At 71.6% G+C, this 25,825-nt stretch carries 20 protein-coding genes; 14 read left to right on the plus strand and 6 right to left on the minus strand.

All coding sequences use genetic code 11. The features are described from left to right. Positions 1–6: 6 nt before the first annotated feature. The 3 genes from ACIRQ7_RS21100 to ACIRQ7_RS21110 form a co-directional block, all read right to left on the minus strand. Positions 7–522: a hypothetical protein gene (locus tag ACIRQ7_RS21100; protein ID WP_404264300.1), complete on the minus strand. Its 516-nt coding sequence runs from the start codon at positions 520–522 to the stop codon at positions 7–9. Positions 523–611: 89 nt separating this feature from the next. Continuing rightward, positions 612–989: a hypothetical protein gene (locus ACIRQ7_RS21105; RefSeq protein WP_404264301.1), complete on the minus strand. Its 378-nt coding sequence runs from the start codon at positions 987–989 to the stop codon at positions 612–614. Positions 990–1,692: 703 nt separating this feature from the next. Next, a complete protein-coding gene (locus ACIRQ7_RS21110) occupies positions 1,693–2,859 on the minus strand; it encodes a magnesium and cobalt transport protein CorA (protein ID WP_404264303.1) in 1,167 nt (388 codons plus the stop codon). Between the two features lie 222 nt (positions 2,860–3,081). Between ACIRQ7_RS21110 and ACIRQ7_RS21115 the strand changes: the two genes are divergently transcribed. The 4 genes from ACIRQ7_RS21115 (at position 3,082) to ACIRQ7_RS21130 (ending at position 6,173) form a co-directional block, all read left to right on the plus strand. Continuing rightward, on the plus strand, positions 3,082–3,474 hold the full coding sequence (locus ACIRQ7_RS21115; protein WP_404264304.1) for a cell division protein SepF: 393 nt from the start codon (positions 3,082–3,084) through the stop codon (positions 3,472–3,474). Between the two features lie 56 nt (positions 3,475–3,530). Further along, positions 3,531–4,949 (plus strand): biotin transporter BioY, encoded by a 1,419-nt coding sequence (locus ACIRQ7_RS21120; RefSeq protein ID WP_404264305.1) that lies wholly within the window; start codon positions 3,531–3,533, stop codon positions 4,947–4,949. After that, positions 4,946–5,344: a nucleotide pyrophosphohydrolase gene (locus ACIRQ7_RS21125; RefSeq protein ID WP_404264307.1), complete on the plus strand. Its 399-nt coding sequence runs from the start codon at positions 4,946–4,948 to the stop codon at positions 5,342–5,344. The genes ACIRQ7_RS21120 and ACIRQ7_RS21125 overlap by 4 nt, the downstream gene beginning before the upstream one ends. A gap of 373 nt (positions 5,345–5,717) precedes the next feature. Next, complete coding sequence (locus tag ACIRQ7_RS21130) at positions 5,718–6,173, plus strand: DUF6099 family protein (protein ID WP_401471002.1); 456 nt, start codon at positions 5,718–5,720, stop codon at positions 6,171–6,173. 152 nt (positions 6,174–6,325) lie between these two features. On the opposite strand, the gene ACIRQ7_RS21135 is transcribed toward ACIRQ7_RS21130, so the two are convergent. Together ACIRQ7_RS21135 and ACIRQ7_RS21140 are read right to left on the minus strand one after the other, a co-directional pair. Then, complete coding sequence (locus ACIRQ7_RS21135) at positions 6,326–7,063, minus strand: DUF4097 family beta strand repeat-containing protein (RefSeq protein ID WP_404264309.1); 738 nt, start codon at positions 7,061–7,063, stop codon at positions 6,326–6,328. Between the two features lie 310 nt (positions 7,064–7,373). Further along, on the minus strand, positions 7,374–8,297 hold the full coding sequence (locus ACIRQ7_RS21140; protein WP_404264311.1) for an LLM class F420-dependent oxidoreductase: 924 nt from the start codon (positions 8,295–8,297) through the stop codon (positions 7,374–7,376). A gap of 131 nt (positions 8,298–8,428) precedes the next feature. Between ACIRQ7_RS21140 and ACIRQ7_RS21145 the strand changes: the two genes are divergently transcribed. The 10 genes from ACIRQ7_RS21145 to ACIRQ7_RS21190 all read left to right on the plus strand — a co-directional run bounded on the left by ACIRQ7_RS21145 (position 8,429) and on the right by ACIRQ7_RS21190 (position 24,664). Beyond that, on the plus strand, positions 8,429–9,988 hold the full coding sequence (locus ACIRQ7_RS21145; protein WP_404264313.1) for a 3' terminal RNA ribose 2'-O-methyltransferase Hen1: 1,560 nt from the start codon (positions 8,429–8,431) through the stop codon (positions 9,986–9,988). Further along, on the plus strand, positions 9,985–12,930 hold the full coding sequence (locus tag ACIRQ7_RS21150) for a polynucleotide kinase-phosphatase (protein ID WP_404264315.1): 2,946 nt from the start codon (positions 9,985–9,987) through the stop codon (positions 12,928–12,930). The genes ACIRQ7_RS21145 and ACIRQ7_RS21150 overlap by 4 nt, the downstream gene beginning before the upstream one ends. A gap of 597 nt (positions 12,931–13,527) precedes the next feature. Continuing rightward, the gene (locus tag ACIRQ7_RS21155; RefSeq protein ID WP_401470987.1) at positions 13,528–14,763 is read left to right on the plus strand and encodes an arginine deiminase; all 1,236 of its coding nucleotides are present in this window, start codon (positions 13,528–13,530) and stop codon (positions 14,761–14,763) included. A gap of 112 nt (positions 14,764–14,875) precedes the next feature. Beyond that, positions 14,876–15,880 carry an ornithine carbamoyltransferase gene (argF, locus tag ACIRQ7_RS21160; protein ID WP_404264317.1) on the plus strand — a complete coding sequence of 335 codons (1,005 nt, stop codon included), beginning with the start codon at positions 14,876–14,878 and terminating at the stop codon, positions 15,878–15,880. Between the two features lie 455 nt (positions 15,881–16,335). Continuing rightward, positions 16,336–17,073, plus strand: a complete 738-nt coding sequence (locus ACIRQ7_RS21165) for a FadR/GntR family transcriptional regulator (protein ID WP_404264319.1) — start codon at positions 16,336–16,338, stop codon at positions 17,071–17,073. Then, entirely contained in the window at positions 17,070–18,551 is a 1,482-nt protein-coding gene (locus tag ACIRQ7_RS21170) for an amino acid permease (protein WP_404264321.1), read from the plus strand. Before ACIRQ7_RS21165 ends, ACIRQ7_RS21170 begins: the two co-directional genes overlap by 4 nt. A gap of 23 nt (positions 18,552–18,574) precedes the next feature. Then, positions 18,575–19,606, plus strand: a complete 1,032-nt coding sequence (locus ACIRQ7_RS21175; protein WP_404264323.1) for an asparaginase — start codon at positions 18,575–18,577, stop codon at positions 19,604–19,606. A 61-nt stretch (positions 19,607–19,667) separates the two neighbouring features. Next, positions 19,668–21,071 (plus strand): aspartate ammonia-lyase, encoded by a 1,404-nt coding sequence (gene aspA, locus ACIRQ7_RS21180; RefSeq protein WP_404264324.1) that lies wholly within the window; start codon positions 19,668–19,670, stop codon positions 21,069–21,071. A 432-nt stretch (positions 21,072–21,503) separates the two neighbouring features. After that, complete coding sequence (locus ACIRQ7_RS21185; protein WP_404264326.1) at positions 21,504–22,331, plus strand: enoyl-CoA hydratase family protein; 828 nt, start codon at positions 21,504–21,506, stop codon at positions 22,329–22,331. Beyond that, positions 22,316–24,664, plus strand: coding sequence for a bifunctional salicylyl-CoA 5-hydroxylase/oxidoreductase (locus ACIRQ7_RS21190; RefSeq protein ID WP_404264328.1), 2,349 nt, complete (start codon positions 22,316–22,318; stop codon positions 24,662–24,664). The genes ACIRQ7_RS21185 and ACIRQ7_RS21190 overlap by 16 nt, the downstream gene beginning before the upstream one ends. Positions 24,665–24,713: 49 nt before the next feature. Here ACIRQ7_RS21190 and ACIRQ7_RS21195 read toward each other — a convergent pair whose 3' ends face one another. Next, positions 24,714–25,709, minus strand: coding sequence for a ScbA/BarX family gamma-butyrolactone biosynthesis protein (locus tag ACIRQ7_RS21195; RefSeq protein ID WP_404264330.1), 996 nt, complete (start codon positions 25,707–25,709; stop codon positions 24,714–24,716). Positions 25,710–25,825 lie beyond the last annotated feature (116 nt).

The raw sequence follows: 25,825 nt of genomic DNA on the forward strand, positions 1-25,825 counted from the left end.
GGTGGGTCAGGACGGGCCGGTGAGGGTGTAGCTGACCTTCCCGGGGTCCTTTGTCGGGTCCTGCCATGCCTGCTGGTTGGCGACATGCTGCTTCATCAGCGAGTCGTTGAAGTCCTCGTTCTCCGCGTGGTGCTTGGACATCGAGGTCAGCGCCTTGCCGATTTCCTGTAGCTTCGAGGAGAGGTGCCCCATTGACTCGTACATGCCGTCACGGACGCCCTCGTAGGCGACGCCGAACTTCTCGCCGATCTCGTCGTCTCCCCACGGAGGGGCGTCGGCCTTGCTGGCGAAACTCGTCAGACCGCTCACGAACTGTTCGCCGAAGGACTTCTTCTCCTCCGGCGGTCCTTCGTCCCCGTTGCTGGGCGGCCCAGCGCCCAGCGCATGCAGCCCGTCTATCAGCCGCGCCACCGAGGAGTAGAAGTCCTCACCGAGATTGACGAAATTCGTACCCTCGGCCTTGAGGCCTTCCACATTGGTCTGGAATCCACCGGCGCCGGCCACAACGTCCCCCGTGTTCATAATGGTTACCCAATGAGTTGGTCAAGTCAAAGTTTAACCAACCGCACTGACAGCTCGCCAGGACCTGCCAGGCAAGCAACCAGGCGCGCTCAGTAGCCGCTCGGGCGGTAGGAGCTGTGGTAGAGCTCCACGGCCGCCTCCGGAGGGAAGTTGGGCAGGAACGTCACATCGCCGTTGTCCTTGTTGATGACGACATTGCTTCCCCCGGGTGCAGGGGGCGCCGCGGTGAGCTCCTTGGGGGCCGGCCAGCCCGCATGGATCAGGTAGCCGATGTCGAATTCGTGGACGTACAGTGCGGACGGCCCGCCCGGTGAGCCGACCTCGGGGAAGTGCTGACGGCCGATATCCAGTGCCTCGACCTCGCTCGCCGGCACTGGGCGCGGTCCGGCCTCGACCGGCTCCGGCGGGAGCGGAGGAGGCGTCGGAGGCAGGCCGGGAGTGCTGCCCGTGTGGTCGGATCCGGTCATTGTGCGGTCTCCCTGGCACTTGGTTCGGTCGGTGACGTTCAACCTAACTCACGCCACGGCAGCCTCGTTGATTCGTATCAAGGCGCCGACGGGCAGACGACCGCTGCACCGTTTTGCCGGCCGTCGGGGCGCGCAGCGCATGACTGGTCCCCGCGGTGCGGACTCGTTGCGCCCGCTTTGTCCAGGACACGAGCAGTCTCATCGGAGATGTACAGGTCCCGCTCGGTGTGGCGCAACCCGCGATGGGGATCTCATCGCCGGGCCGGATGACGGTGTGGTGGTCGACGCCGCTCCGGCGGGCGGAGTCGCGGCTGTCAGTTGCGCGCAGTTCTCGACGAGTTCGAGGCTCTTGGCAAGGGGCGTATGGCCAGCGACACACCATTCCATCGCGTTCCAGCGGAGACCGCGACCGTGAAGAGAAGCCTCCCCAAGAGCCCTGGCGAAGCGGGCGGGCGCAGCTTTCGATGCGCCCGCCCGCTTCGGCCTGCCGTCCGGCGGGGAACTACGCTGCGTTACGCGGGGCGTCCATGCGCGGGAGTTGCTGCCACGGGCTACAGGCGCTCAGTGTCCGCGCATACGCACGGCGGCCGGACTCGGTTGCGACTCCACTGTCGACAGATTCCCCTCACCGGTTCCGGACGGGCCTCCGAGGGTCACGCCCGTGCTCCAGGGGTCACAGCGAGAGCCTTCTCGCCCCGACTGCTCAGAGCCAGTCCCGCCGCTTGAAGATGACATAGAGGCTGGTACACACAACCGCCATCAAGATGATGGCGAAGGGGTATCCGAGTCCCCAGTGCAACTCCGGCATGTGGTCGAAGTTCATGCCGTAGATCGTCCCGACCAACGTGGGCGCGAAGAGGATTGCCGCCCAGGACGAGATCTTCTTGATTTCCTCGTTCTGCTCGAAGCCTGCTTCGGCCAGGGCGCGCATCTCGGCGTTCTGCTGCTGGTTCACCAGGGTGGCGTTGACGGTGAGGATGTCCTGGAGGGCCTGCCGGAAGCCGTCGACGCGTTCGGTGGTGTGCAGGGCGTGGTCGGCGACGTCGCGCAGGTAGCGGCGCAGTTCCTCGTCGATCGCGTACTTCTCGAAGCCGGCGGTGAGGTTCTCCAGCATGCCGTTCAGCGGGCGGGTGGCGCGCTGGAACTCCACGACCTCGCGGGAGAGTTCGTAGATGCGGCGGGAGACGCGCGGGTCACCGCCGAAGACCTCGGTCTCGATCTCGTCGATGTCGTTCTGGACGCCGGAGACGACCGGTGCGTAGTCGTCGACGACGGCGTCGAGGATGGCGTAGAGCACCGCTTCGGGGCCGCGTTTGAGGAGTTCGGGGGCGTCCTCCATGCGGCGGCGTACGGCCGAGAGGTCGGGGGCGCCGCCGTGCCGGACGGTGATGACGAAGTCGCGGCCGACGAAGACGTGGAGTTCGCCGAAGTCGACCTCCTCGGCGTCGTCCAGATAGCGGGCGGCGCGCAGTACGACGAAGAGCGTGCCGCCGTAGCGCTCCAGTTTGGGCCGCTGATGGGCTTCCAGCGCGTCCTCGACGGCGAGCTGGTGGAGGTCGAACTCCGATGCCAGGGTGATGAGTTCGGCGGGGGTGGGGCGGTGCAGTCCGATCCACGCCAGGGTGTCCGGGGTGGCGCGCAGCTGCTGGAAGGTGTCGGCGAGGGTGTCGTGGGTGCTGACACGCCGTCCGTCGCGGTACAGGGCGGCATTGATGACGCTGCCGGCGGTGTCGGCCGCCGGCGCCGGCGCGGGGGGCCGGTCCGAGGTGGCGTCGGCGGGAGGCGGGGCGGGCCGCTTCTTCGCGGGTTTGCGCAGGCCACGCAGGGCGCGCAGACCGCGCGGCCGTCGGGCCGGAGGTTCCGGGGTCACGACAGAACCGACCTCCGTCACAAGGGGGGATGAACAGGCACACACAAGCTCGACGCAGGATATCTGCCAAGGCTGTCGGCACTGGTCAGGGGCCATGGTGCAGGATGGGCCAGGGATGTGACGCCGCGTGTGTCATGCCCGGCACCGTTTGTATGTTTATCCTTACAATTGTGTCATGCAGATACCGCAGACAGGCAGAGCTCCTCTGGGTGAGGTGATTCGGTGAACGGTCGTCCCGATGCCACCGACGAGCAGTGGGAAGGACTCGCCGAGGTCGTCCCGCTGCGCAGCAGCAGCGAATGGCCGTCCTGGCCCGACCACCGTGCCCTCCCCGAGGAGGAACCGGCGGAGGAGATGCGGCGGTTCATCGTGATCCGCGTGCAGACCTTCGCCGACGCGCGGGAGGTGGCGGAGTACCTCATGGCGCAGCTCCCGGTCCTGCTGGACCTCAGCAGCGCCGACGCCGATGTCGCCAAGCGCATCCTGGACTTCTCCAGCGGTGTCGTCTTCGGCCTCGGCAGCGGGATGCACCGGGTGGACACCAATGTGTTCCTGCTGGCGCCGATCGGGACCGAAGTCGCCGAGCCCACCGCCGGCTCCGTCCCCCGTTCGTAGGAAGCGACGGCGGGCAAAACGGTTCTCCGGGCGGGCCGCTGCATAGCGTCCCGCACATGGATACCGACAGTGCACGACCAGCGGTCACCGAGTTACGTCTGTCCGCCTTCAAGACCCATCGCGGCGTCACCCTGCCGCTCGGCCCGCTGACGCTGCTGAGCGGCGAGAGCGGCAGCGGCAAATCCAGCGCGCTGCAGGCCTACGAGTTCCTGGCCCGGTTGGGCAGCGGCGAGCCGCTGCCCAAGGCGGTCGAGGCGGTGGCGGGCGGCGCCGCCGCGTGCGTACCGGCGGCGGCCCGCCCCGACAGGCAGGGGCGGCGCGGGTTCCGCCTCGGCTGCACGGTTGACGGCCCGGTGGGCCTCGTCCACCTCGATCTCGCCGTCCAGGCGGAGCCCGAACTGCGCATCGTCGGTGAGCGGTTGACCGGCGGCGGCGAGACGCTGCTGACCACGGCGCTCACCGACCCCGACCGCCCCGCTGTGCAGGCCGCCTGGCACACGGCCGGCGCGACCCCGGTCACCCGCGCACCGCTGCCCGACGACCGGCTGGGCACCTCGCTGCTGCCGCTGCGCGTCGCCGGCAAGACGGCGGGGCAGCGGCTGGTGCTCGACGCGGCGGAACAGGTCGTGGTCGCCCTGCGCTCGGCCTTTGCGTGCGATCCGCTGCCGGAGGTCATGCGGGGGGACAGGACGGGAGCCGCCACCGGTGCGGGCCCGGGAGCCGGCGCGGTCACGGCCGGGCGACGGGCGAGCGGCCGTGGCGCGAAGGCGACGAAGCCCGCCGGGCGGGGCGGCGCGGGAGCCCGCGGGCGGGACGGTGGCGCGGCCGGCGGCTGGGGGCACCACGGGGACGAGGAGCCGGACGAGGGCCGGCTGCGGTCCTCCTGCGACAACCTCCCCGCGGTGCTGGAGCGTACGAGTCGTGAGTGCGCGCGGCGGCATGCGGTGCTGGTCGCGGCGGTACGCGAGGCGTGCGCCGGCCCCGTGGAGGGACTGCGCGCGGTGCCGCGGCAGCCGAACGGCGCGGGTGGCGGTCAGGGAGTGACGGTGGCTGAGGTTGCTGCTGTTGCCGCCGGAGGCGCTGGGGGTGCTGGGGTGGCGTCCGCCGGGCGGAGCGCGGCTGCGGGCGGACCGGTCCCGGGTGTGCGGGCGGTGATCGACCGGGGTGCGTGGGCGATGCCCGTCGAGCAGCTCGGCGACGGCGAGCTGCGCTTCCTCGGGCTGGCGCTGGTGCTGCTCACCGGGCCGGGCGTCCTGGCCATGGATCCGGCAGGGGAGATTCCGTCCGCTCAGCAGCAGTTGACGGTCATGGCGGACGGCATGGACCGCTGCATGGACGACCGGCAGGCGCGCGAGCTGGTGTCGCTGGCCGTACGGATGGCGGCGCGTGGGCACGTCCGGCTGCTGGGGACGGTGCGGGACCCGTCGGTGGTCGAGGGGCTGCCCGGTGTGCAGGTGCTACACCTGGGGGCATGAGCGAGGATCTTCCTACCCTGCAGCGCCGGCTCGTCGCTTTCGCGGCCGCCCGGGACTGGCAGCAATACCACACCCCCAAGAACCTGGCCGCGGCGCTCAGCGTCGAGGCCGCCGAACTGGTCGAGATCTTCCAGTGGCTGACGCCCGAGGAATCGGCAGAGGTGATGGCCGACCCGGGGCAGGCCGGCCGGGTCGAGGACGAGGTCGCGGACGTTCTGGCGTATCTGCTGCAGTTCTGCGAGGCCCTGGGGATCGACGCCCTGACGGCGCTCGCCGCAAAGATCGAGCGGAATGAGTCCCGCTTCCCCGCGGTCCGCTCGGCGCGCCCGGACCGGCCGCGGGGGCGCGAGGGTGGCGAGACGGAGAAAGGGGGCGAGGCGAACGAAGGGGTGTGAGGGGGCGGTTGGCGGGGCGGTCGGAGTGGGGGTGCCGGATCTGCCCCATGTGAGGGTGCGGGGGCCCGGAAGCCGCCCTCCGTCCGGTGGTCGTGTGCCGGGCGGGAGGCGGTTGATTTTCTGTCATGCAAGTGGCGGTGGGGCGCCGAGTGACCCGTGGGTGGGTGGTGATGGTTGGGGGTGAAGTGCCGGGAGGGGGGCCAGTGGTTCCCGGATGACGCTTCGTCACTCTATGGAGTTATCGATCATGGTGTGGCGCCTCTCTTGTCCAGAGATTTGCGAATTCCTCTGGCGTTTTTGGGTGTTCCCCTTCACTCTGGGTAGTGGACAGGGTGTAGGGCACGGCGGGTGATGACGGAGGGAGGGGGCGCGGATGGACGCGGTGCGGATCATCGCGGCCAATCGGCGCGGTCTGGCACAGGCGAGCACGGTTCAGGACGTGATCGTCGAGGCATGGCAAGCACAGGCTTTGGCGGAGGCGATCGGCAGCCATCTCGCGATATTCGGGCCGTATGAAGTGCGGTCCAGAGCGCGGAGGTTGGGCGACGCGGGCGGGCGGTTCAGCGGGGGACTGCTGTGCCAGGCGCCGACGACCGGTGGGCTGCGGGCGGCTCAGCTGTCCGATGTGCAGGATGCCAAGGGCGCTTTAACCGCCCTGTGCCGATTGCTGCGAGAGGTGTGCGAGGCACTGGTGAACGTGGTGTGCTCGACCGACGAGGACGGGATGTACTGGACCTGCGTCGAGGCGATGGACACCGCCGACGAATCGAGAGACCACGTCGCCGGAATACTCGAAAAGCTGGAAGCACGCGAGCGGCACCCCGCCTGACCCGGCGGGGCGCGCAGACGCCCGGGACGCGAGGTAGGGAACTTCGCGGGTTCGGGGTGCCGCACACAAGCCAGGGACGCAGGTCCCCCGATGCCGTGAATCCGCAACGGGAGCCTGGGTCCGATGGGCCGGGCCTGGTGAGCGCCGCTGGGTCAGCCGCGCTTGAGGGTGATGGCTCCATTGCTGGTGGTCAGGTCGAGCCGGTGGGCGCCGGCCGGGTCATCGGTGACGCCGATGTCCTTGTGGCCGTTGCTGGTCTCCGTGCGCACCCGGTATGTGCCGTCCGGCACGGTGACGGTGACGGCGCCGTTGGACGTATCCGCCCGGACGTTCTGTGCCGTGGTCGGCGTGAGTTCGATCGCGCCGTTGGAAGTCTTCGCCTTGATGCCCTTGCCGGACAGCCCGGTCCCGTGGATCCGGCCGTCGGCGGTCTCCACATCCACCGGTCCGCGGACGCCCTTGAGGTCGATGGCCCCATTACTGGTGGTCACCTTCACCGCGCCGACCCCGGTCAGGTGGATCGCGCCGTTGGAGGTCTCGCCGTTCACCGGGAGCCCCGCCGGCAAGTCGACGGTGTAGCTCACCGAGCAGTCCTTGCCGCAGCCGCCGAGCACCAGGACACCGTCCTCGACCCGGTGCGTGGCACCCTTCGGGCGGTCCCCGTGGTATTCGACCTCACGGTGGACCGAGACCTTGGACACGTCTTTGCCGCCGTTCAGGGTGACCGAGCCGGATCTGCTGTCCAGGCGGACCGATGTGATCTTCTTCGCCTTCGGCACCGAGGAGTCGTCCTCGAAAGTCGATCCGGGGGTCAGACTGCACGCGGTCAGGCCGATCGCACCGATCCCGGCCATCGCGGCGGCCCCGAAAAGGCCAAGGAACTTACGCACGGATCTCCCCCGGTTCTGCGGAACTGAACTCGCTGGTCACGGCCCCCGAACGGGGGCGTCGTGCGAAGAGGCTATGACACGGCGGGACGGCACAACCATGGGGCAAACCCCCTGAGGCGGAGGGGGATTGCCCAGCCGCGCCCTGCCTGTCCGTGCCCCGTCCACCTCTGTCCGTCAGCCTCCCCGGCCCGCCACCGCCCTCCCCCCGGCCCGTCCGTCCCCCGGCCCGTCCGGGCGCAGGCGGAGAGGCAGAGCGGGCCGGACAGGGGACGGGCCGGACAGGGCGGGGGAGTGGTCGGCGGGGTGGCCGTCAGGAGAGCTGGGGCATGACCTCGGAGGCGATCAGTTCCATGTGGTCGAGGTCGTCGAGGTCCAGCATCTGGAGGTAGACGCGCTGCGAACCGACGGCCGCGAACTGCTGCAGCCGCTCCACGACCTCGCCGGGGCTCCCCGCGAGCCCGTTGGCCTTCAGCTCGTCGACCTCCCGGCCGATGGCGTCGGCCCGGCGCTTGATGTCCACGTCGTTCTTGCCCACACAGGCGACGAGCGCGTTGGAGTAAATGAGGTCGCCGGCCGGGCGGCCGCGCTCCTCGGCAGCCGCCCCCACCCGCTTGAACTGACGCTCCGTGTCCTCCAGTGAGGCGAACGGGATGTTGAACTCGTCGGCGTACTGGGCGGCGAGCGCGGGGGTGCGCTTGGCTCCGTGGCCGCCGATGAGGATGGGGACATGCGGCTGCGCGGGCTTCGGCAGGGCGGGCGAGTCGGTCAGTTGGTAGTAGGTGCCGTCGAACTGGAACCGCTCGCCGACGGGGGTTTCCCACAGGCCGGTGATGATCGCCAGCTGCTCCTCCAGCCGGCCGAACTTCTCCTTCGGGAACGGGATTCCGTAGGCGGCGTGCTCCTCGCCGTACCAACCGGAGCCGAGGCCCAGATCGACGCGCCCGCCGGACATCTGGTCGACCTGCGCGACCTGGATGGCGAGAACCCCCGGCAGGCGGAAGGTGCCCGCCGTCATGAGGGTGCCCAGCCGGATCCGTCGGGTCTCACGGGCCAGGCCGGCCAGTGTGATCCAGGCATCCGTGGGGCCGGGCAAGCCGTCGACGTTGCCCATGTGGAGGTAATGATCAGAGCGGAAGAACGCTCCGTAGTTGAGTTCTTCCGCCGCCCGCGCGACGCGGAGCAGCGTCTCGTAGGTGGCTCCCTGCTGAGGCTCGGTGAAGATGCGAAGTTCCATACGGCTCATATTGCCCTGGTGATCGCCGCCGACACGAGCTGTCCACAGCGCGGCGCGCAGTGGCGGGCGGTGGCCGGGGGGTGGGGAAAAGCGCTGGGGAAATGGCGGCGGATCAGGGAATACTCGGACGCGTGTTCCTGACGATAACGACCACAGGCAGCGCCGACCGTCCCGCGACCGACCTCGGGTTCCTGCTGCACAAGCACCCCGACAAGTCGCAGCAGTTCTCGACGTCGTACGGCATCGCGCACGTGCTCTACCCCGAGGCGGACGAGCATCGGTGCACGGCCGCGCTGCTGCTGGAGGTCGATCCCGTCGCGCTGGTCCGCCGGGGGCGGGGCAAGGGCCGCGGCGGCGCCCCCGACTCGGCGCTCGGGCAGTACGTGAACGACCGCCCTTACGCGGCCTCCTCGCTGCTCGCGGTGGCGCTGCGGAGCGTCTTCGCGAGTGCGATGAAGGGGCAGTGCGCCGCGCGGCCGGAGCTCCCCGGGCGGACGATGCCGTTGCGTATCGAGGTGCCGGTGCTGCCCGCGCGCGGTGGCGCCGAGCTGGTGGCCAGGCTGTTCGGGCCGCTGGGGTGGACGGTGACGGCCGAGCCGTTGCCGCTGGACGCGACGTTCCCGGAGTGGGGCGATTCGCGCTACGTACGGCTCGTCCTGGAAGGGGAGGTGCGGCTCGACCAGGCGCTGCGGCACCTGTATGTCCTGCTGCCGGTGCTGGACGACGCCAAGCACTACTGGGTCGCGCCCGACGAGGTGGACAAGCTGCTGCGGGCCGGCGAGGGCTGGCTGGAGGGCCACCCCGAGCAGCGGGTGATCGTCGGCCGCTATCTGGCGCGACGGGGGGCGCTGACCCGTGCCGCGATGGAGCGGCTGGAGCTGGAACGGCTGGCGGAGGCGGACGACACCGATGCCGCGGAGCTCGACAACGCCGTGGACGAGGGAACGGACACCGAGGAGAAGCCGGTGCCGCTCGCCGTGCGGCGCCGCGAGGCGATCATGGCGGTACTGCGTGCCGACCGGGCCGCCCGGGTGCTCGACCTGGGCTGCGGGCAGGGTCAGTTGATCGGTGCGCTGCTCAAGGAGGCGCAGTTCACCGAGGTCGTGGGGGTCGACGTATCGATGCGGGCGCTCCATGAGGCGCGGCGCCGGCTGCGGCTGGAGCGGATGTCCGAGCGGCAGTCGGAGCGGGTGCGCCTGGTGCAGGGGTCGCTGGCGTACACCGACACCCGGCTCAAGGGGTATGACGCGGCGGTGCTGAGCGAGGTCATCGAGCATGTCGACCCGCCGCGGCTGCCGGCGCTGGAGTACGCGGTGTTCGGGTCGGCCCGGCCGTCAACGGTCGTGGTGACGACACCGAACGTCGAGTACAACGTGCGCTGGGAGGCGCTGCCCGCCGGGCGGGTGCGTCATGCGGACCACCGTTTCGAATGGACCCGGGAAGAGTTCCGGGCCTGGGCCCGGCAGGTCGCCGGCCGGCACGGCTACACCGTGGCCTTCGCCCCCGTCGGACCCGACGACCCCGAGGTCGGGCCGCCCACCCAGCTCGCGCATTTCCGGCGCGAGGGGGACGGCAAGGAACCCCACCGCACGGCGGGCGTTCCCCGGAACACCGGCACCGGCACCGGCACTGGCGCCGGCGCCGACGCCGGCACCGGTGACACGACACGTACGAAGGAGGCAGCGGCATGACGGAGAACGACCGTACGGAGCACGACCGGACGCAGGGCGACCGGATGGAGCACGACCGGACGCAGGGCGACCGGACGGAGCAGGACCGGGCGCAGGGCGAAGTGGACCGGCCGGGCGCGGCGCGCTCGCTGCCGGTGCCCGACCTGTCGCTGGTGGTGCTGATCGGCGCCACCGGCTCCGGCAAATCGACCTTCGCCGCCCGGCAGTTCAAGCCGACCGAGGTGCTCTCCTCCGACGTCTGCCGGGGGCTCGTCAGCGATGACGAGAACGACCAGGGCGCCAGCCGGGACGCGTTCGAGGTGCTGCACTTCATCGCCGGCAAGCGGTTGGCGGCAGGCCGGCTGACCGTCGTGGACGCCACCAATGTGCAGTCGGAATCCCGCGCCCAGCTGGTACGGCTGGCGCGGGAGCACGACGTCCTGCCGGTGGCGATCGTGCTCGACGTACCCGAGCAGGTCTGTGCCGAGCGCAATGCCGCGCGTGCCGACCGGGCCGGGCTGCCGCGCCGGGTCATCCAGCGTCACCAGCGTGAACTACGCCGCTCGCTGCGCCACTTGGAGCGTGAGGGCTTCCGCAAGGTGCACATCCTGCGCGGCCAGGAGGAGGTCGAGGCCGCGCGGGTCGTCCGCGAGCGGCGGTTCAACGACCTGCGCCATCTCACCGGCCCGTTCGACATCGTCGGCGACATCCACGGCTGCCGCTCGGAGCTGGAGTCGCTGCTCGGCCGGCTGGGCTACGAGACGGTCCGCGACGGGCTCGGGCGCCCGGTGGACGCCGTGCACCCGCAGGGCCGTACCGCCGTCTTCGTCGGTGACCTGGTGGACCGGGGGCCGGACAGTCCCGGGGTGCTGCGCCTCGTCATGGGCATGGTCGGGGCGGGCCACGCGCTGTGTGTGCCGGGCAACCACGAGAACAAGTTGGGCCGCTACCTCAAGGGCCGCAAGGTCCAGCACACCCACGGCCTCGCCGAGACCATCGAGCAGCTGGAGCGGGAGGACGACGCGTTCCGCGCCGAGGTGGCGGCGTTCATCCAGGGGCTGGTCAGCCACTACGTCCTGGACGGCGGCGGGCTGGTGGTGTGCCATGCCGGGCTGCCGGAGAAGTACCACGGCCGCACGTCGGGCCGGGTGCGGTCCTTCGCGCTGTACGGCGACACGACCGGCGAGACCGACGAGTTCGGGCTGCCGGTGCGCTACCCGTGGGCGGAGGAGTACCGCGGCCGGGCCGCCGTCGTCTACGGCCACACCCCGACCCCGCGCGCCAACTGGCTCAACAACACCATCTGTCTGGACACCGGCTGCGTCTTCGGCGGCACGATGACCGCGCTCCGCTGGCCGGAGCGGGAGCTCGTGGACGTGCCTGCCGAGCAGGTCTGGTACGAACCCGCCAAGCCGCTCGCCACCGAGGCGCCGGGCGGCGCCGACGGGCGCCCGCTGGACCTGGACGACGTGGCGGGCAAACGCATCGTGGAGACCCGCCACATGGGACGGCTCGCGGTCAGGGAGGAGAACTCCGCGGCCGCGCTGGAGGTGATGAGCCGCTTCGCGATCGACCCGCGCCTGCTGCCGTACCTCCCGCCGACGATGGCGCCCTGCGCGACGTCGAAGGAGGAGGGGTATCTGGAGCACCCGGCCGAGGCGTTCGCCGCCTACCGCGCGGACGGGGTGCGCGAGGTGGTGTGCGAGGAGAAGCACATGGGCTCGCGCGCGGTGGTGCTGGTCTGCCGCGACGAGGCGGTGGCCCGCGAGCGGTTCGGGGTGCCGGAGGGGGCGCCTGGCGCGCTGTACACCCGCACCGGGCGGCCGTTCTTCGACGATGCCGCGACGACCGCCGGCCTGCTGCGGCGGGTCCGCGACTGCGCGGAGCGGGCCGGGCTCTGGGCGGAGCTGGACACCGACTGGCTGCTGCTGGACGCCGAGCTGATGCCGTGGTCGCTGAAGGCGACGGGTCTGCTGCGCAAGCAGTACGCGGCGGTCGGCGCCGCTTCCGCGGCCGTGTTCCCGGGTGCGCTGGGTGCCCTGGAGGCGGCCGCCGGGCGGGGCGTCGAGGTCTCCGAGCTGCTCGCCCGGCAGCGCGGCCGGGCCGCGGACGCCGCGGCGTTCACGGACGCATACCGGCGCTACTGCTGGCGCGTGGGCACGGCCCCGGCGGACGCCCCGGATGGCCCGGACGCCCCGGACGCCTCGGATGCCCCGGTCGGCCCGACCGGCCGGACCGGCCCCTCGGAGACGACGCCCGCCGCTCCGGACGCGCCGACCGGCCCGGACCCCCTGGACGGGATCCGGCTCGCGCCGTTCCAGATCCTCGCCGTGCAGGGTCGCAGCCTCGCCGCGCTGCCGCACACCGAACAGCTCACGCTGATCGACCGGCTCATCGCGGCAGAGGCCGGCGGTGCGACAGGTGGAGAGCGCAGTGGAGAGGGCGGTGCCGGGTCCGAGTCCGGAGCCGAGCCTGGTGCCGGGTCCGAGTCCGGAGCGGAGTCCGGAGCGGAGGGTGCGACCTCGCCGGTGGCTGGGAGCGCCCGGCCGGGACTCCTTGCCCCGACCCGCCGGCTCCTCGTCGACACCGAGGACGAGGCGTCCGTCGCGGCGGGCGTCGCCTGGTGGCTGGATCTCACCGCGGCCGGCGGCGAGGGCATGGTGGTCAAGCCGGTGCAGGCGTTGGTGCGCGGGTCGGACGGCCGCCTCGTGCAGCCCGGCGTGAAGTGCCGGGGCCGCGAGTACCTGCGGATCATCTACGGGCCGGACTACACCAGCCCGGAGAATCTGCGGCGGCTCCGGATCCGGCACCTGGGACACAAACGCTCCCTGGCGCTGCGCGAGTACGCCCTCGGCCTGGAGGCGCTCGACCGGCTGGCGGAGGGGGAACCGCTGTGGCGGGTCCACGAGGCCGTCTTCGCGGTCCTCGCGCTGGAGTCCGAGCCGGTGGACCCCCGGCTGTAGCGGCCGGGGAGGGGCACGGCGCCGCCCCACCGACCACTGCGGGCCATCGCCTCACGTCACCCGCGCCGCCCGCGCCGCCCGCGTCACCCGCGCTGCCCGCGTCACCCGCGCCGCGCGGGCCTCCCGCGTCACCCGAGCCGCCCGGTAGGACCGCCGGTCATCGACCGGCGGGACGCCGACGGCGCGGGTGACGTGCCGGCGCAGGCCGGCGAGCGTGCCGAGTCGGCAGGCCCGCGCGATCCACCCCACCGAAGATCGCCGCTCTCGCCAACTCCCGGGCGCGGGCTGGGCGTTGAGTGTGCGCCCGCCGCATCGGTGTGGTGCCGACCGAGACGTGAACGCGACGCGCGAGGGTGCGCGCGGCGAGGGGGCCCCGACGCACGAGGGTGCGCAGGCCGCTGCGAGGCGCCCCGGAACCCACCGGGCACACCCCCGGCTCCCATATGGCCGCGAACCCGCCCCATCTCACCCTCATCCCACCCCCACTCACCCCGTGACCACCCCCACCCCACCCCACTCCACCCCACTTCGCGCCGACATCCCCGGAGATCCGGCCGACGACGTTCGCAATGCGGGGGAAGCGGCCAAGATGGGGAGATGGGATTCCAAGTCGACTCCGAGGCCGGGCGGCTGCGCCGGGTCATCCTGCACCGTCCCGATCTGGAGCTGAAGCGGCTCACGCCCACCAACAAGGACGCGTTGCTCTTCGACGACGTGCTGTGGGTCCGCCAGGCGCGCGCCGAACACGACGGGTTCGCCGATGTGCTCCGGGACCGGGGGGTGGAGGTGCACCTCTTCGGTGATCTGCTGGCCGAGAGCCTGCAGATCCCCGAGGCGCGGGCGCTGGTCCTGGACCGCGTCTTCGACGAGAAGGAGTACGGGCCGCTGGCCACCGACCACCTGCGGGCCGCCTTCGATGAGCTGCCGGTGCCCGAACTCGTCGAGGCGCTGGTCGGCGGCATGACCAAGCGCGAGTTCCTGGAGCGGCACCCGGAGCCGATCTCGGTGCGTTTCCATGTGATGGATCTGGACGATTTCCTGCTCGGCCCGCTGCCCAACCACCTCTTCACCCGCGACACCTCCGCCTGGGTCTACGACGGGGTCTCGATCAACTCGATGCGCTGGCCGGCCCGGCAGCGCGAGACGGTGCACTACGAGGCGATCTACCGGCACCATCCGCTCTTCCGCGACCAGGGATTCCATGTCTGGTCGGAGGGGCAGGCGGACTTCCCGTCGACGATCGAGGGCGGCGACGTCCTGGTGCTGGGCAGCGGCGCGGTGCTGATCGGGATGAGCGAGCGGACCACGCCGCAGGCCGTGGAGCTGCTGGCGCGCGGGCTGTTCGCGGCGGGTTCGGCGCGCACGATCGTGGCGCTCGACCTGCCCAAGCGGCGGGCCTTCATGCACCTGGACACCGTCATGACCATGATCGACGGGGATACCTTCACGCAGTACGAGGGCCTGGGGATGCTCCGTTCGTACACCATCGAGGCGGGCTCGGGCGCGCAGGACCTCAAGGTCACCGACCATCCGCCGGAGCACATGCACCGCGCCATGGCGGCCGCTCTGGGCCTGTCCGACATCCGGGTGCTGACCGCCACGCAGGACGTGCACTCCGCCGAGCGCGAGCAGTGGGACGACGGGTGCAATGTGCTGGCGGTGGAGCCGGGCGTGGTGGTGGCCTACGAGCGGAACGTCACGACGAACACGTTTCTGCGCAAGCGCGGCATCGAGGTGATCACGATTCCGGGGAGTGAACTGGGGCGTGGCCGGGGCGGGCCGCGCTGTATGAGCTGCCCCGTGGAGCGGGACGCGGTTCCGGGCACCGCGTGAGCGCGGGGAGCGCATGATCGTATAGGGATGCGGGGTCTCGTATATACTTCCAGCTGTCATCCAGTACGTCACCCCGCACCCGTCCCCGACTGCCGCGAACCAGGAGCCCACCATGGCGATAGACCTCACGGGCCGCCACTTCCTCAAGGAGCTGGACTTCAGCGCCGAGGAATTCCGCCGACTGATCGACCTGGCGGCCGAGCTGAAGGCCGCCAAGCGCGCCGGAACCGAGGTCCCCCGCCTGCAGGGCCGGAACATCGCCCTGATCTTCGAGAAGACCTCCACCCGGACCCGCTGTTCCTTCGAGGTCGCGGCCGCCGACCAGGGCGCGTCGACCACGTACCTCGACCCGTCCGGCTCGCAGATCGGGCACAAGGAGTCGGTCAAGGACACCGCCCGGGTGCTGGGCCGGATGTTCGACGGCATCGAGTTCCGCGGCAGCAGCCAGGCGGACGTCGAGGAGCTGGCGGCGTACGCCGGGGTGCCGGTCTTCAACGGGCTGACCGACGAGTGGCACCCGACCCAGATGCTCGCCGACGTGCTGACCATGGTCGAGCACGGCGGGGGGCGCCCCCTGGAGGAGACCGCGTTCGCCTACCTCGGTGACGCCCGCAACAACATGGGCAACTCCTACCTCGTCACCGGCGCGCTGCTCGGTATGGACGTACGGATCGTGGCGCCGCAGCAGCTGTGGCCCGAGGAGGGCGTCGTGGCGCAGGCCCGTGCGCTCGCCGCGCGGAGTGGTGCGCGCATCACGCTCACCGAGGACGTCGCCGAGGGCGTGCGCGGCGCGGACTTCGTCACCACCGACGTCTGGGTCTCGATGGGGGAGCCCAAGGAGGTGTGGGACGAGCGGATCGCGCTGCTCGTCCCGTACGCGGTCACGCGGGAGGTGCTGGAGGCCACCGGCAAGCCGGACGTGAAGTTCCTGCACTGCCTGCCCGCCTACCACGACCTGGGCACGGCGGTCGGCCGGGAGATCCACGAGCGGCACGGACTGTCGTCGCTGGAGGTCACCGACGAGGTCTTCGAGTCCGCGCACTCGGTCGTCTTCGACGAGGCGGAGAACCGCATGCACACGATCAAGGCCGTACTGGTCGCGACGCTGGGCCGCTAGGCGGTGGCGGTGGTGCCGTAGCCGGGGCGATACCGCCCCGGTTGGCGCCCTTGCGTGAGGCCGATCGATCGTCCGCCGGTCCGCCGGTCCGCCGGTCCGCCGGTCCGCCGGTCCGCCGGTCCGCCGGTCCGCACACCGGTGCCCGCGAAAAGGGCACCGGCGGCGGGCCGGCGGACGCGTGTGTGAGGGGGGCGTCGGCCGCCGACCCGACCGCGTTCCTGCCTCCGTGCCTCCCTGCCTCCCCCCTCCCTGCCTCCCCTCTCCCTGCCTCCCTGCGCCGAGGTGGACCCGGGGCGCCGGCCTGGTGAGCATGCGCGGAAAAATCGCCGGCCCGCCCCGGATCCCGGTAGCCCCGGCCTCGCCCGCTCGCCGGGCCACCGGGCGGGGCCCCGGCGACGCGATTCCGCGGGGCGCACCCCTTGACAGGGCTCTCTCGCACGGCTGACGATCCCGGGGTGAACCTGTCAGACAGCCAGACAGCCGGTGACGTTCCCCGGCGGATCAGCGCGATGGAAGCGGTGCTGACCCACTTGCGCGGTGCCATCGAGCGGGGCGAGTACGCGGTGGGGGACAAGCTGCCCTCGGAGGCGGAGCTCTGCCGGCGCCTTGAAGTGAGCCGGCCCGTGCTCCGGGAGGCGCTGCGCGCCCTGCAGACGATGGGGCTCACCGTCTCCCGTACCGGCAAGGGCACCTTCGTCGTGTCCCAGGGCGCGTCGGAGGACCCGACCTTCGGCGACTACGCGGCCAGCGACCTCCTGGAGGTGCGCCGGCATGTGGAGATCCCGGTGGCCGGGTACGCGGCGTCGCGCCGTACCGCCGAGGACCTCGACCACCTCCAGCACCTGCTGGAGCGGATGGAGCGGGAGACCGACACCACCGGATGGGTGGCGATGGACACCCTGTTCCACCTGTCCGTCGCCCAGGCAGCCCGGAACCCGGTCTTCCGCCGGGTCATCGAGGAGATCCGCGACGCGCTGGCCCGCCAGTCGGCGTTCCTCAACGAGCTGGGCGGCCGGCGTGAGCAGTCGAACCGGGAGCACCGGGCGATCGTCGAGGCGATGGTCGACCGGTCCGAGCAGGACGCCGTCGACGCCATGACGCATCACCTCGCACGCGTCGAGTCGACGCTGACCACCATCGTGCAGCCGGCCCGGCGCACAGGCCCCTCCGAAGAAGGCGAGCACCACGCGTGAGCGAGCAATCCCTCCAGAAGGCGGACCGTCAGGAACAGCGGGAAGGGCAGCGGGCCGGCGGGCACACCGACGCGGGTGATGCCGGGTACAGCAAGTCCCTGAAGCCCCGGCACGTCAACATGATCGCGGTCGGCGGGGCCATCGGCACCGGGCTGTTCCTGGGCGCGGGCGGCCGGCTCGCCGGCGCCGGGCCCTCGCTGGCGGTGGCGTACGCGGTCTGCGGGGTCTTCGCCTTCCTCGTGGTGCGGGCGCTGGGCGAGCTGGTCCTGTACCGGCCGTCCTCCGGGGCGTTCGTCTCGTACGCGCGGGAATTCCTCGGCGAGAAGGGGGCGTTCGTCGCGGGCTGGATGTACTTCTTGAACTGGGCGACCACCGGAATCGCCGACATCACGGCGGTGGCGACCTATACGCACTACTGGGGCATGTTCTCCGACATCCCGCAGTGGGTGATCGCGCTGATCGCGCTGGCGGTCGTGCTGACCGTGAACCTCATATCGGTGAAGATCTTCGGTGAGCTGGAGTTCTGGTTCGCGATCGTCAAGGTCGGCGCGCTGGTCGTCTTCATGCTGATCGGCATCTTCCTGCTCGTCACCCAGCACCCGGTCGACGGCCACACCCCCGGCCCGTCGCTGATCTCCGACAACGGCGGCCTCTTCCCGACCGGGACGCTCGCGATGCTGCTGGTCATCCAGGGCGTCGTCTTCGCCTATGCCTCGGTCGAACTGGTCGGCGTCACGGCGGGCGAGACCGCGGAGCCGGAGAAGATCATGCCCAAGGCGATCAACTCCATCATGTGGCGGGTGGCCGTCTTCTACGTCGGCTCGGTCGTCCTGCTGACGATGCTGCTGCCCTGGAACGCCTACTCGGCCGACGAGTCGCCCTTCGTGACGGTGCTGTCCAACGTCGGGGTGCCCGCGGCCGGCGGCGTGATGAACCTCGTGGTCCTCACCGCCGCGATGTCCAGCCTCAACTCCGGCCTCTACTCGACCGGCCGGATCCTCCGCTCCATGGCGATGTCCGGATCCGCGCCGCGCTTCACCGGCGTGATGAGCCGCAGCCAGGTCCCGTACGGCGGCATCCTGCTCACCTCCGGCGTCTGCGTGCTGGGCGTGGGGCTCAACTACGTCGTGCCGAGCGAGGCGTTCGAGATCGTGCTGAACTTCGCCGCGATCGGCATCCTGAGCACCTGGGCCATGATCATGGTCTGTCATCTGCTCTTCTGGCGAAAGGCCCGCGCCGGCCGGCTCGTCCGCCCCGGCTACCGGCTCCCCGGCTCCCCGTGGACCGAGATCGTGACGCTGGCCTTCCTTGCTTCGGTGCTGGTCCTGATGTGGGCGGACGGCGGGGCAGGCCGGACGACCGTCACCTGCCTGCCGGTGATCGCGGCCGCGCTGGTCGGCGGCTGGTTCCTGGTACGGCGCCGCGTCACCACGATGCGGGACGCGGCCGCACCGGACCTCCCCGGAAACACCAAGTAAGCGAACAGCACCGGAAGGTGATGATGAGTCACACCACTCTGCCGCGCCGCGTCGCGGGCGATCCGCCCGTCATCCGTGAACCCGCCCATGTACCCGTCGCCCACGTCGTACGCGCAGGCGTCATCGAGGGCGTCCATCACGGCTCGGTCGTCGTGCTGGCGGCGGACGGCAGCGTGGAGTTCCGGGCGGGCGACATCGAGGCCGCGTTCTCTCCGCGCTCGGCGCTCAAGCCGGTCCAGGCGGTCGGACTGCTGCGCGCGGGGCTGCCGCCGCTGGACGACCCGTCGCTGGCGCTGGTCGCCGCCAGCCATTCCGGCGACGCACGGCACCGCGCGACGGCCCGCCGGATGCTGGACACCGCCGGGCTGACCGAGGGTGATCTGCGCAATGTCCCCGATCTGCCGTACGGCGCCGCGGAGCGGGAGGCCTGGCTCCGGAGCGGCCTCGGGCCCACCCGGCTCGCCCAGAACTGCTCGGGCAAGCACGCCGCCATGCTGATGACGGCACAGGCCCGTGGCTGGCGCCTGGAGGACTACCTCGACCCCGGGCATCCGCTCCAGCGGGAGATCGCCGCGACCGTGGAGGACCTCACGGGCCAGGGCATCGCCCGGGTGAGTGTCGACGGCTGCGGCGCGCCGCTGTTCTCCGTATCGCTGCACGGCCTGACCCGGGCCGCCGCCCGGCTGGCGACGGCGGCCCCCGGCACCGACGAGGGCCGGGTCGCCCAGGCCATGCGCGCACACCCGGAGATGGTCTCCGGCAGCGGGCGGGACGTCGCCCGCCTCGTCCGCGTGCTGCCCGGTCTGCTCGCCAAGGACGGTTTCGAGGGCGTACAGATCGCCGCGCTGCCGGACGGGCGGGCCGTCGGCGTGAAGATCGCCGACGGCGCCGACCGGGCCCGGATGCCGGTGACGGCGGCGGCGCTCGCCCGGTGCGGAGTCGATCCGCAGGTCCTCGCCGCATTCGCCACCAGACCGGTCATCGGGGGCGGCATGGAGGTCGGCGCGCTGCACGCGGCGGGCGCGCTCGCCCCGCCGGACACCCCCCTCGTGTGACACCACCGCACTCCCCACCCACACCTCGCCTCACTTCACCTCACAAAGGAACACCTGCGACATGACTGCCGGCCACCGCCGCGAGCACGACCTGCTCGGCGACCGCGACATACCCGCCGACGCGTACTGGGGCGTCCACACCCTCCGCGCGTCGGAGAACTTCCCCATCACCGGTACGGCGATCTCCGCCTACCCGCATCTGATCAACGCGCTCGCCGCCGTCAAGGAGGCCGCCGCCCAGGCCAACGCGGACCTCGGGCTGCTCGCCCCGGAGAAGGCCGCCGCCATCACCGCGGCCTGCCGTGAGATCCGGCAGGACGGCCGGCTGCACGACCAGTTCGTCGTCGACGTCATCCAGGGCGGAGCCGGGACCTCGACGAACATGAACGCCAACGAGGTGATCGCCAACCGCGCGCTGGAAATACTCGGCCACGGCAAGGGCGACCACACCCACCTGCACCCCAACGAGGACGTCAACCTCAGCCAGTCGACGAACGATGTCTACCCGACCGCCGTCAAGGTCGGAACGATCTTCGCCGTCCGGGAGCTGCTCGACGCGATGACGGTCCTGCGGGAGGCGTTCGCCGCCAAGGCGGCGGAGTTCCGCGACGTCCTCAAGATGGGCCGCACCCAGCTCCAGGACGCGGTGCCCATGACGCTGGGCCAGGAGTTCTCCGCGTACGCGGTGATGCTGGAGGAGGACCAGAGCCGGCTGGCGGAGGCCGTCCTGCTCATCCATGAGATCAACCTCGGCGCCACCGCGATCGGCACCGGTCTCAACGCCCCCGGGGGCTACGCCGAGGCGGCCCGCGGCCACCTCGCCGCGATCACCGGGCTGCCGCTGGTCACCGCGGCCAACCTCGTCGAGGCCACCCAGGACTGCGGGGCGTTCGTCCATCTGTCCGGCGTCCTCAAGCGCATCGCCGTCAAGCTCTCCAAGAGCTGCAACGATCTGCGGCTGCTCTCCTCCGGACCGCGCGCGGGACTGGCGGAGATCAACCTGCCGCCCGTCCAGGCGGGTTCGAGCATCATGCCGGGCAAGGTCAATCCCGTCATCCCCGAGGTCGTCAACCAGGTGGCCTTCGAGGTGATCGGCAACGACGTCACCATCACCATGGCCGCCGAGGCGGGCCAGCTCCAGCTCAACGCCTTCGAGCCGGTCATCCTGCACTCGCTCTCGGAGAGCATCACCCACCTCGGGGCCGCCTGCCGCACCCTCGCCGAACGCTGTGTGGCGGGCATCACCGCCAACACCGAGACCCTCCGCGCGAGCGTGCAGAACTCCATCGGGCTGGTCACCGCCCTCAACCCGCACATCGGCTACACCGCCGCGACCGCCATCGCCAAGGAAGCCCTCGCGACCGGGCGCGGCGTCGCGGAACTGGTGCTGGAGCAGGGCCTGCTGCCGGCCGACCGGCTCGCGGACCTGCTGCGCCCGGAGGAGATCGCGGGCACGGCGCGCTGAGACGCGGGGGCGGCGGCAACGGCACCCGACGTCCGGCACGCGCCCGCACAGCCCTACGGCCGAACGGGCGATCATGCAGGTCAAGCGACTGCCATCGAGCCGCTCACGGGGTTCGGACCCACCGGTCCGGGCCCCGTTCCGCTTGCGCGGCACCACCCCCGCCGCGCGCACCGCACCACCGGAGAAGAGAACCACGGCACCGGGCCCGCCGGCTGGCTGCAGCTCGGCGCCTTCCTGCTCGTCGGCGCCCTCGTCCACGCGCTCTACGGGCGTCGCCGCTCGCGCCTGGCCGCGGCCCCGCGGGAGGAACCGGCCGACTCTGCGTATCGCGCCCCCGTGACGACAGTCACAGGACGGTGATAGCGTCAAGGAGCAGGCAAGCGCACCCACCCGCAGGCACCAGCCGTCCGGCTGAAGGGGGCAGGCAGCACGATGAGCCCGTTCGCAGGATCAGCCCGCAGCACCGACGCATGGCAGCACATCCACGTGACCAGGGACAACGGCGTCGTCACCGTCACCCTCGCACGTCCCGCGAAACTCAACGCGCTCACCTTTGAGGCCTACGCCGACCTCCGCGACCTGCTCGCGGAACTGTCCAGGGAACGCTCCGCACGCGCTCTCGTCCTCGCCGGGGAGGGCCGCGGATTCTGCTCCGGCGGCGATGTCGACGAGATCATCGGCGCCACCCTGGGCATGGACACCGGGCAGCTGCTCGACTTCAACCGGATGACCGGCCAGGTCGTCCGCGCGCTCCGGGAGTGCCCCTTCCCCGTCATCGCGGCGGTGCACGGCGTCGCCGCCGGTGCCGGCGCGGTCCTCGCGCTGGCCGCCGACTTCCGCGTCGCCGACCCCTCGGCCCGCTTCGCCTTCCTCTTCACCAAGGTCGGCCTGTCCGGGGGCGACATGGGAGCGGCCTACCTGCTGCCCCGCGTCATCGGCCTCGGTCACGCCACCCGCCTCCTGATGCTCGGCGACGCGGTCCGCGCCCCGGAAGCCGAACGGCTCGGACTCGTCAGCGAACTCGCCGAGGAGGGCCGCGCCGACACCGCCGCGGCCGCCCTCGCCCGCCGGCTCGCCGACGGTCCGGCGCTCGCCCACGCCCAGACCAAGGCGCTGCTCACCGCCGAGCTGGACATGCCGCTCGCCGCCGCCGTCGAAATGGACGCCGCCACCCAGGCGCTGCTCATGAACAGCGACGACTACGCCGAATTCCACGCCGCCTTCACCGAGAAGCGCGCGCCCAAGTGGCAGGGGAAATAGCCGTGTCCGCGGCGGGGGAGGGCGCCGCGGCCCCGCTGAAGGTCGCGGTCCTCGGCGGCGGACCCGGCGGGCTCTACGCCGCGGCACTGCTCAAACGCCTCGACCCGGCGCGCGAGGTCACCCTCTGGGAGCGCAACGCCCCCGACGACACCTTCGGCTTCGGCGTCGTCCTCTCCGACGAGACGCTCGGCGGCATCGAGGACGCCGACCCGGTCGTCCACCGCGCGCTCCAGGAGGAGTTCGTCCGCTGGGACGACATCGACATCGTGCACCGGGGCCGCACCCTGACCTCCACCGGCCACGGCTTCGCCGCCCTCGGCCGCCGCCGGCTGCTGGCCGTGCTGCACGCACGCTGCCGCTCGCTCGGCGTACGGCTGCTCTTCCGTACCGAGGCGCCGCCGGCCGCCGAACTCGCCCGCAGCCACGACCTGGTGATCGCCGCCGACGGGGTGCACAGCACCACCCGCACCGCCCACGCCGACGTCTTCCGCCCGCAGCTGACCACCCACCGCTGCCGCTACATCTGGCTGTCCGCCGACTTCGCCCTCGACGCCTTCCGCTTCGAGACCGCCGAGACCGGACACGGCATCGCGCAGCTGCACGGCTACCCCTACGCCCGCCCCGCACCCGACGGCACGGATGCCGGAGCCAGCACCGTCATCGTCGAGATGCGCGAGGAGGTCTGGCGGGCGGCCGGACTGGACCGCTGTGACGAGCGCGCCTCCGCCGCCTGGTGCGCCCGGCTGTTCGCCGATGCCCTGGACAACCGGCCGCTGCGCTCCAACAAGTCCGCCTGGACCGCGTTCCGCACGGTCGTCAACGAACGCTGGTCGCACGGCCGGATCGTGCTGCTCGGCGATGCCGCGCACACCGCGCACTTCTCCATCGGCTCCGGCACCAAACTCGCCGTCGAGGACGCCCTCGCCCTCGCCGCCTGCCTCCAGGAACACCCCGCGATCCCCGAGGCCCTCGCGGCGTACGAAGCCGAACGCCGCCCGGTCGTCGCCTCCACCCAGCGCGCCGCCCGCGCCAGCCTCGCCTGGTTCGAGGACCTGGCGACCTACGCCGCGCAGCCACCCCATCAGTTCGCCTTCAACCTCCTCACCCGCAGCCGCCGGGTCACCCATGACAACCTGCGGCTGCGCGACGAGGAGTTCGTCGCGTCGGTGGCGAAGGAGGCAGGGGTGCCGGCCGGTACCCCGCCGATGTTCACGCCCCTCCGGCTGGGCGGGCTGACCCTGCGCAACCGCGTCGTGGTGTCCCCGATGGACATGTACTCCGCCGTGGACGACGACGGCACCCCCGGCGACTTCCACCTCGTCCACCTCGGCGCCCGCGCGCTGGGCGGCGCCGGGCTGGTGATGACGGAGATGGTGTGCGTCAGCCGCGAGGGGCGGATCACCCCGGGCTGTACGGGGCTGTACGCGCCGGAGCACGAGACGGCCTGGCGCCGGGTCACCGACTTCGTGCACACCTCCGCGCCCGGCACCGCCATCGGCGTGCAACTGGGCCACTCCGGCCGCAAGGGCTCCACCCGGCTGATGTGGGACGGCATCGACCAGCCGCTCCCGGACGGCAACTGGCCCGTGGTGGCGCCCTCCGCGCTGCCGTACCGCGCGGGCGTCAACCAGGTCCCGCACGCCCTGACCGACGCTGAACTCACCGCCGTGCGCGAGCAGTTCGTCCGCTCGGCGCAGTCCGCCGCACGGGCCGGATTCGACCTGCTCGAACTGCACTGCGCACACGGCTATCTGCTGTCCGGGTTCCTCTCCCCGCTCACCAACCAACGCACCGACGCCTACGGCGGTTCGCTCACCGCCCGGCTGCGCTTCCCACTGGAGGTCTTCGACGCGGTGCGGGCCGTCTGGCCGGCCGGGCGCCCGATGACGGTCCGGATCTCGGCGACGGACTGGGCCGAGGGCGGCACCACCGCCGAGGACGCGGTCGCCATCGCGCGCGCCTTCGCCGGTCACGGCGCCGACGCCATCGACGTGTCCACCGGTCAGGTCGTCGCCGAGGAGCGCCCCGACTACGGCCGCTCGTACCAGACGCCGTTCGCCGACCGCATCCGCAACACCCTGGGCGTGCCCGTCATCACGGTCGGCGCCATCTCCTCCTGGGACGACGTCAACTCCCTGGTGCTGGCCGGGCGCGCGGACCTCTGCGCGCTGGCCCGGCCGCATCTGTACGACCCGCACTGGACGCTGCACGCCGCCGCGGAACAGGGCTACTCCGGCCCCGGCGCCCCCTGGCCGCCGCCCTACCGCGCAGGCAGCCGCACCCCGCCCACCGGGCGTACGGACGCGCCGAAGCCCCGCCTCACACTGCGCTGACGGGGAGGACGCAACAGCGGGGCGGGGCCGAACTGGGGGCGGGCGCCTGTCAGGGCATCGGTACGCCGACGATCCGCGCGGTGAGTACCGGCTGGTCGTGCTGCTCGATGGCGACCTCGACCTCCTGGCGGCCGTCGGCGGTGTGCCGGGTGGTGGCGGCGCCGCCCGTGGTCCGCGCCTGCACATGGATCGGCGCGTCCATCTCGGCGTACCGCTCGAAGGAGCACTCCACCGAGACGGGCAGGGTGAAGCCGGGCGTCGTGGCCTGCGCGGCCTGCCGCGCGGCCTCGACCATCAGCATGCCGGGAGCGTGATCCACCGGGTGGTCGAAGAGCACCGGGTGCGAGGTGTCCACCCGCAGTTGCCAGCGGTCGGGCCGGTCGGTGGGGGACAGCACCACATCCCGCTCGTGCTCCCTGGCCACCAGCTGCGGTGCGACGGCCTCCGGCAGCGGCAGCCTGCGGGAGTTGGCGAGCGCCAGATCGCTGTATTCGCCGCGCAGCCGGCGGTAGACGGCCGGGCTGTGACAGGAGAAGTCGAGCATGGACGTGGCCAGTTCGGCGCCGTCACAGATGATCCGGAATTCCTGCCGGACGCTCACCAGCCGCTTCCCTCGCCGGACCACGTCGTGCTCGGTGATGTGCAACAACACCTCGGCCGGTGCGGGACCGGCGCGCAGGGCCTGCGGTGAGAGGTCGTAGCGGACCTTCTGCCAGATGATCGGGTGGTCCAGCGGAACGCCGTTGGCCACATGGCTGAGTAATATCCCGGCCTGCCGCATGGTCTCTATCAGCAGCACCGGGTCGTGCAGCCCGTGCACCGGACCGTAGAAGCTGTGCGCCCGCGGCCATTGGGCGCTCACCACCCAGCTGTCGCGGCGGCCGCGCCACCAGCCGGTCAGCAACACCTCGGACACCGCGGTGCGGTGGACGTACTCGCGCGGCACGGTCGTGGTGAGTGCCTGCGTCCTGTTTCCGCCGCCGGTCCGGCTTCCGGTATCGGTGTGCGCATCGCGTGCGCAGGGGGTGAGGGTGGCGCTGGTCATGAGCGGTCCTTCCTTCTGTGCGGTGCCCGGCGGACCGGGGGCTGAGCCCTCGGTGGCCACGCCGGGGTCGTAAACATACGAACCATGTGGTTTGTTTTTGAGTCAAGCGGACGCGC

Origin of the sequence: Streptomyces sp. NPDC101393 (genome assembly GCF_044767385.1) — a bacterium.
GTDB lineage: Bacteria > Actinomycetota > Actinomycetes > Streptomycetales > Streptomycetaceae > Streptomyces.

Coding starts and splice junctions, on each gene's coding strand:
- ACIRQ7_RS21125 (WP_404264307.1), top strand. CDS start 4,946: ATGAGCGAGGATCTTCCTACCCTGCAGCGCCGGCTCGTCGCTTTCGCG.
- ACIRQ7_RS21175 (WP_404264323.1), top strand. CDS start 18,575: ATGAGTCACACCACTCTGCCGCGCCGCGTCGCGGGCGATCCGCCCGTC.
- ACIRQ7_RS21120 (WP_404264305.1), top strand. CDS start 3,531: ATGGATACCGACAGTGCACGACCAGCGGTCACCGAGTTACGTCTGTCC.
- argF (WP_404264317.1), top strand. CDS start 14,876: ATGGCGATAGACCTCACGGGCCGCCACTTCCTCAAGGAGCTGGACTTC.
- ACIRQ7_RS21100 (WP_404264300.1), bottom strand. CDS start 522: ATGAACACGGGGGACGTTGTGGCCGGCGCCGGTGGATTCCAGACCAAT.
- ACIRQ7_RS21105 (WP_404264301.1), bottom strand. CDS start 989: ATGACCGGATCCGACCACACGGGCAGCACTCCCGGCCTGCCTCCGACG.
- ACIRQ7_RS21185 (WP_404264326.1), top strand. CDS start 21,504: ATGAGCCCGTTCGCAGGATCAGCCCGCAGCACCGACGCATGGCAGCAC.
- aspA (WP_404264324.1), top strand. CDS start 19,668: ATGACTGCCGGCCACCGCCGCGAGCACGACCTGCTCGGCGACCGCGAC.
- ACIRQ7_RS21140 (WP_404264311.1), bottom strand. CDS start 8,297: ATGGAACTTCGCATCTTCACCGAGCCTCAGCAGGGAGCCACCTACGAG.
- ACIRQ7_RS21130 (WP_401471002.1), top strand. CDS start 5,718: ATGGACGCGGTGCGGATCATCGCGGCCAATCGGCGCGGTCTGGCACAG.
- ACIRQ7_RS21150 (WP_404264315.1), top strand. CDS start 9,985: ATGACGGAGAACGACCGTACGGAGCACGACCGGACGCAGGGCGACCGG.
- ACIRQ7_RS21195 (WP_404264330.1), bottom strand. CDS start 25,709: ATGACCAGCGCCACCCTCACCCCCTGCGCACGCGATGCGCACACCGAT.
- ACIRQ7_RS21155 (WP_401470987.1), top strand. CDS start 13,528: ATGGGATTCCAAGTCGACTCCGAGGCCGGGCGGCTGCGCCGGGTCATC.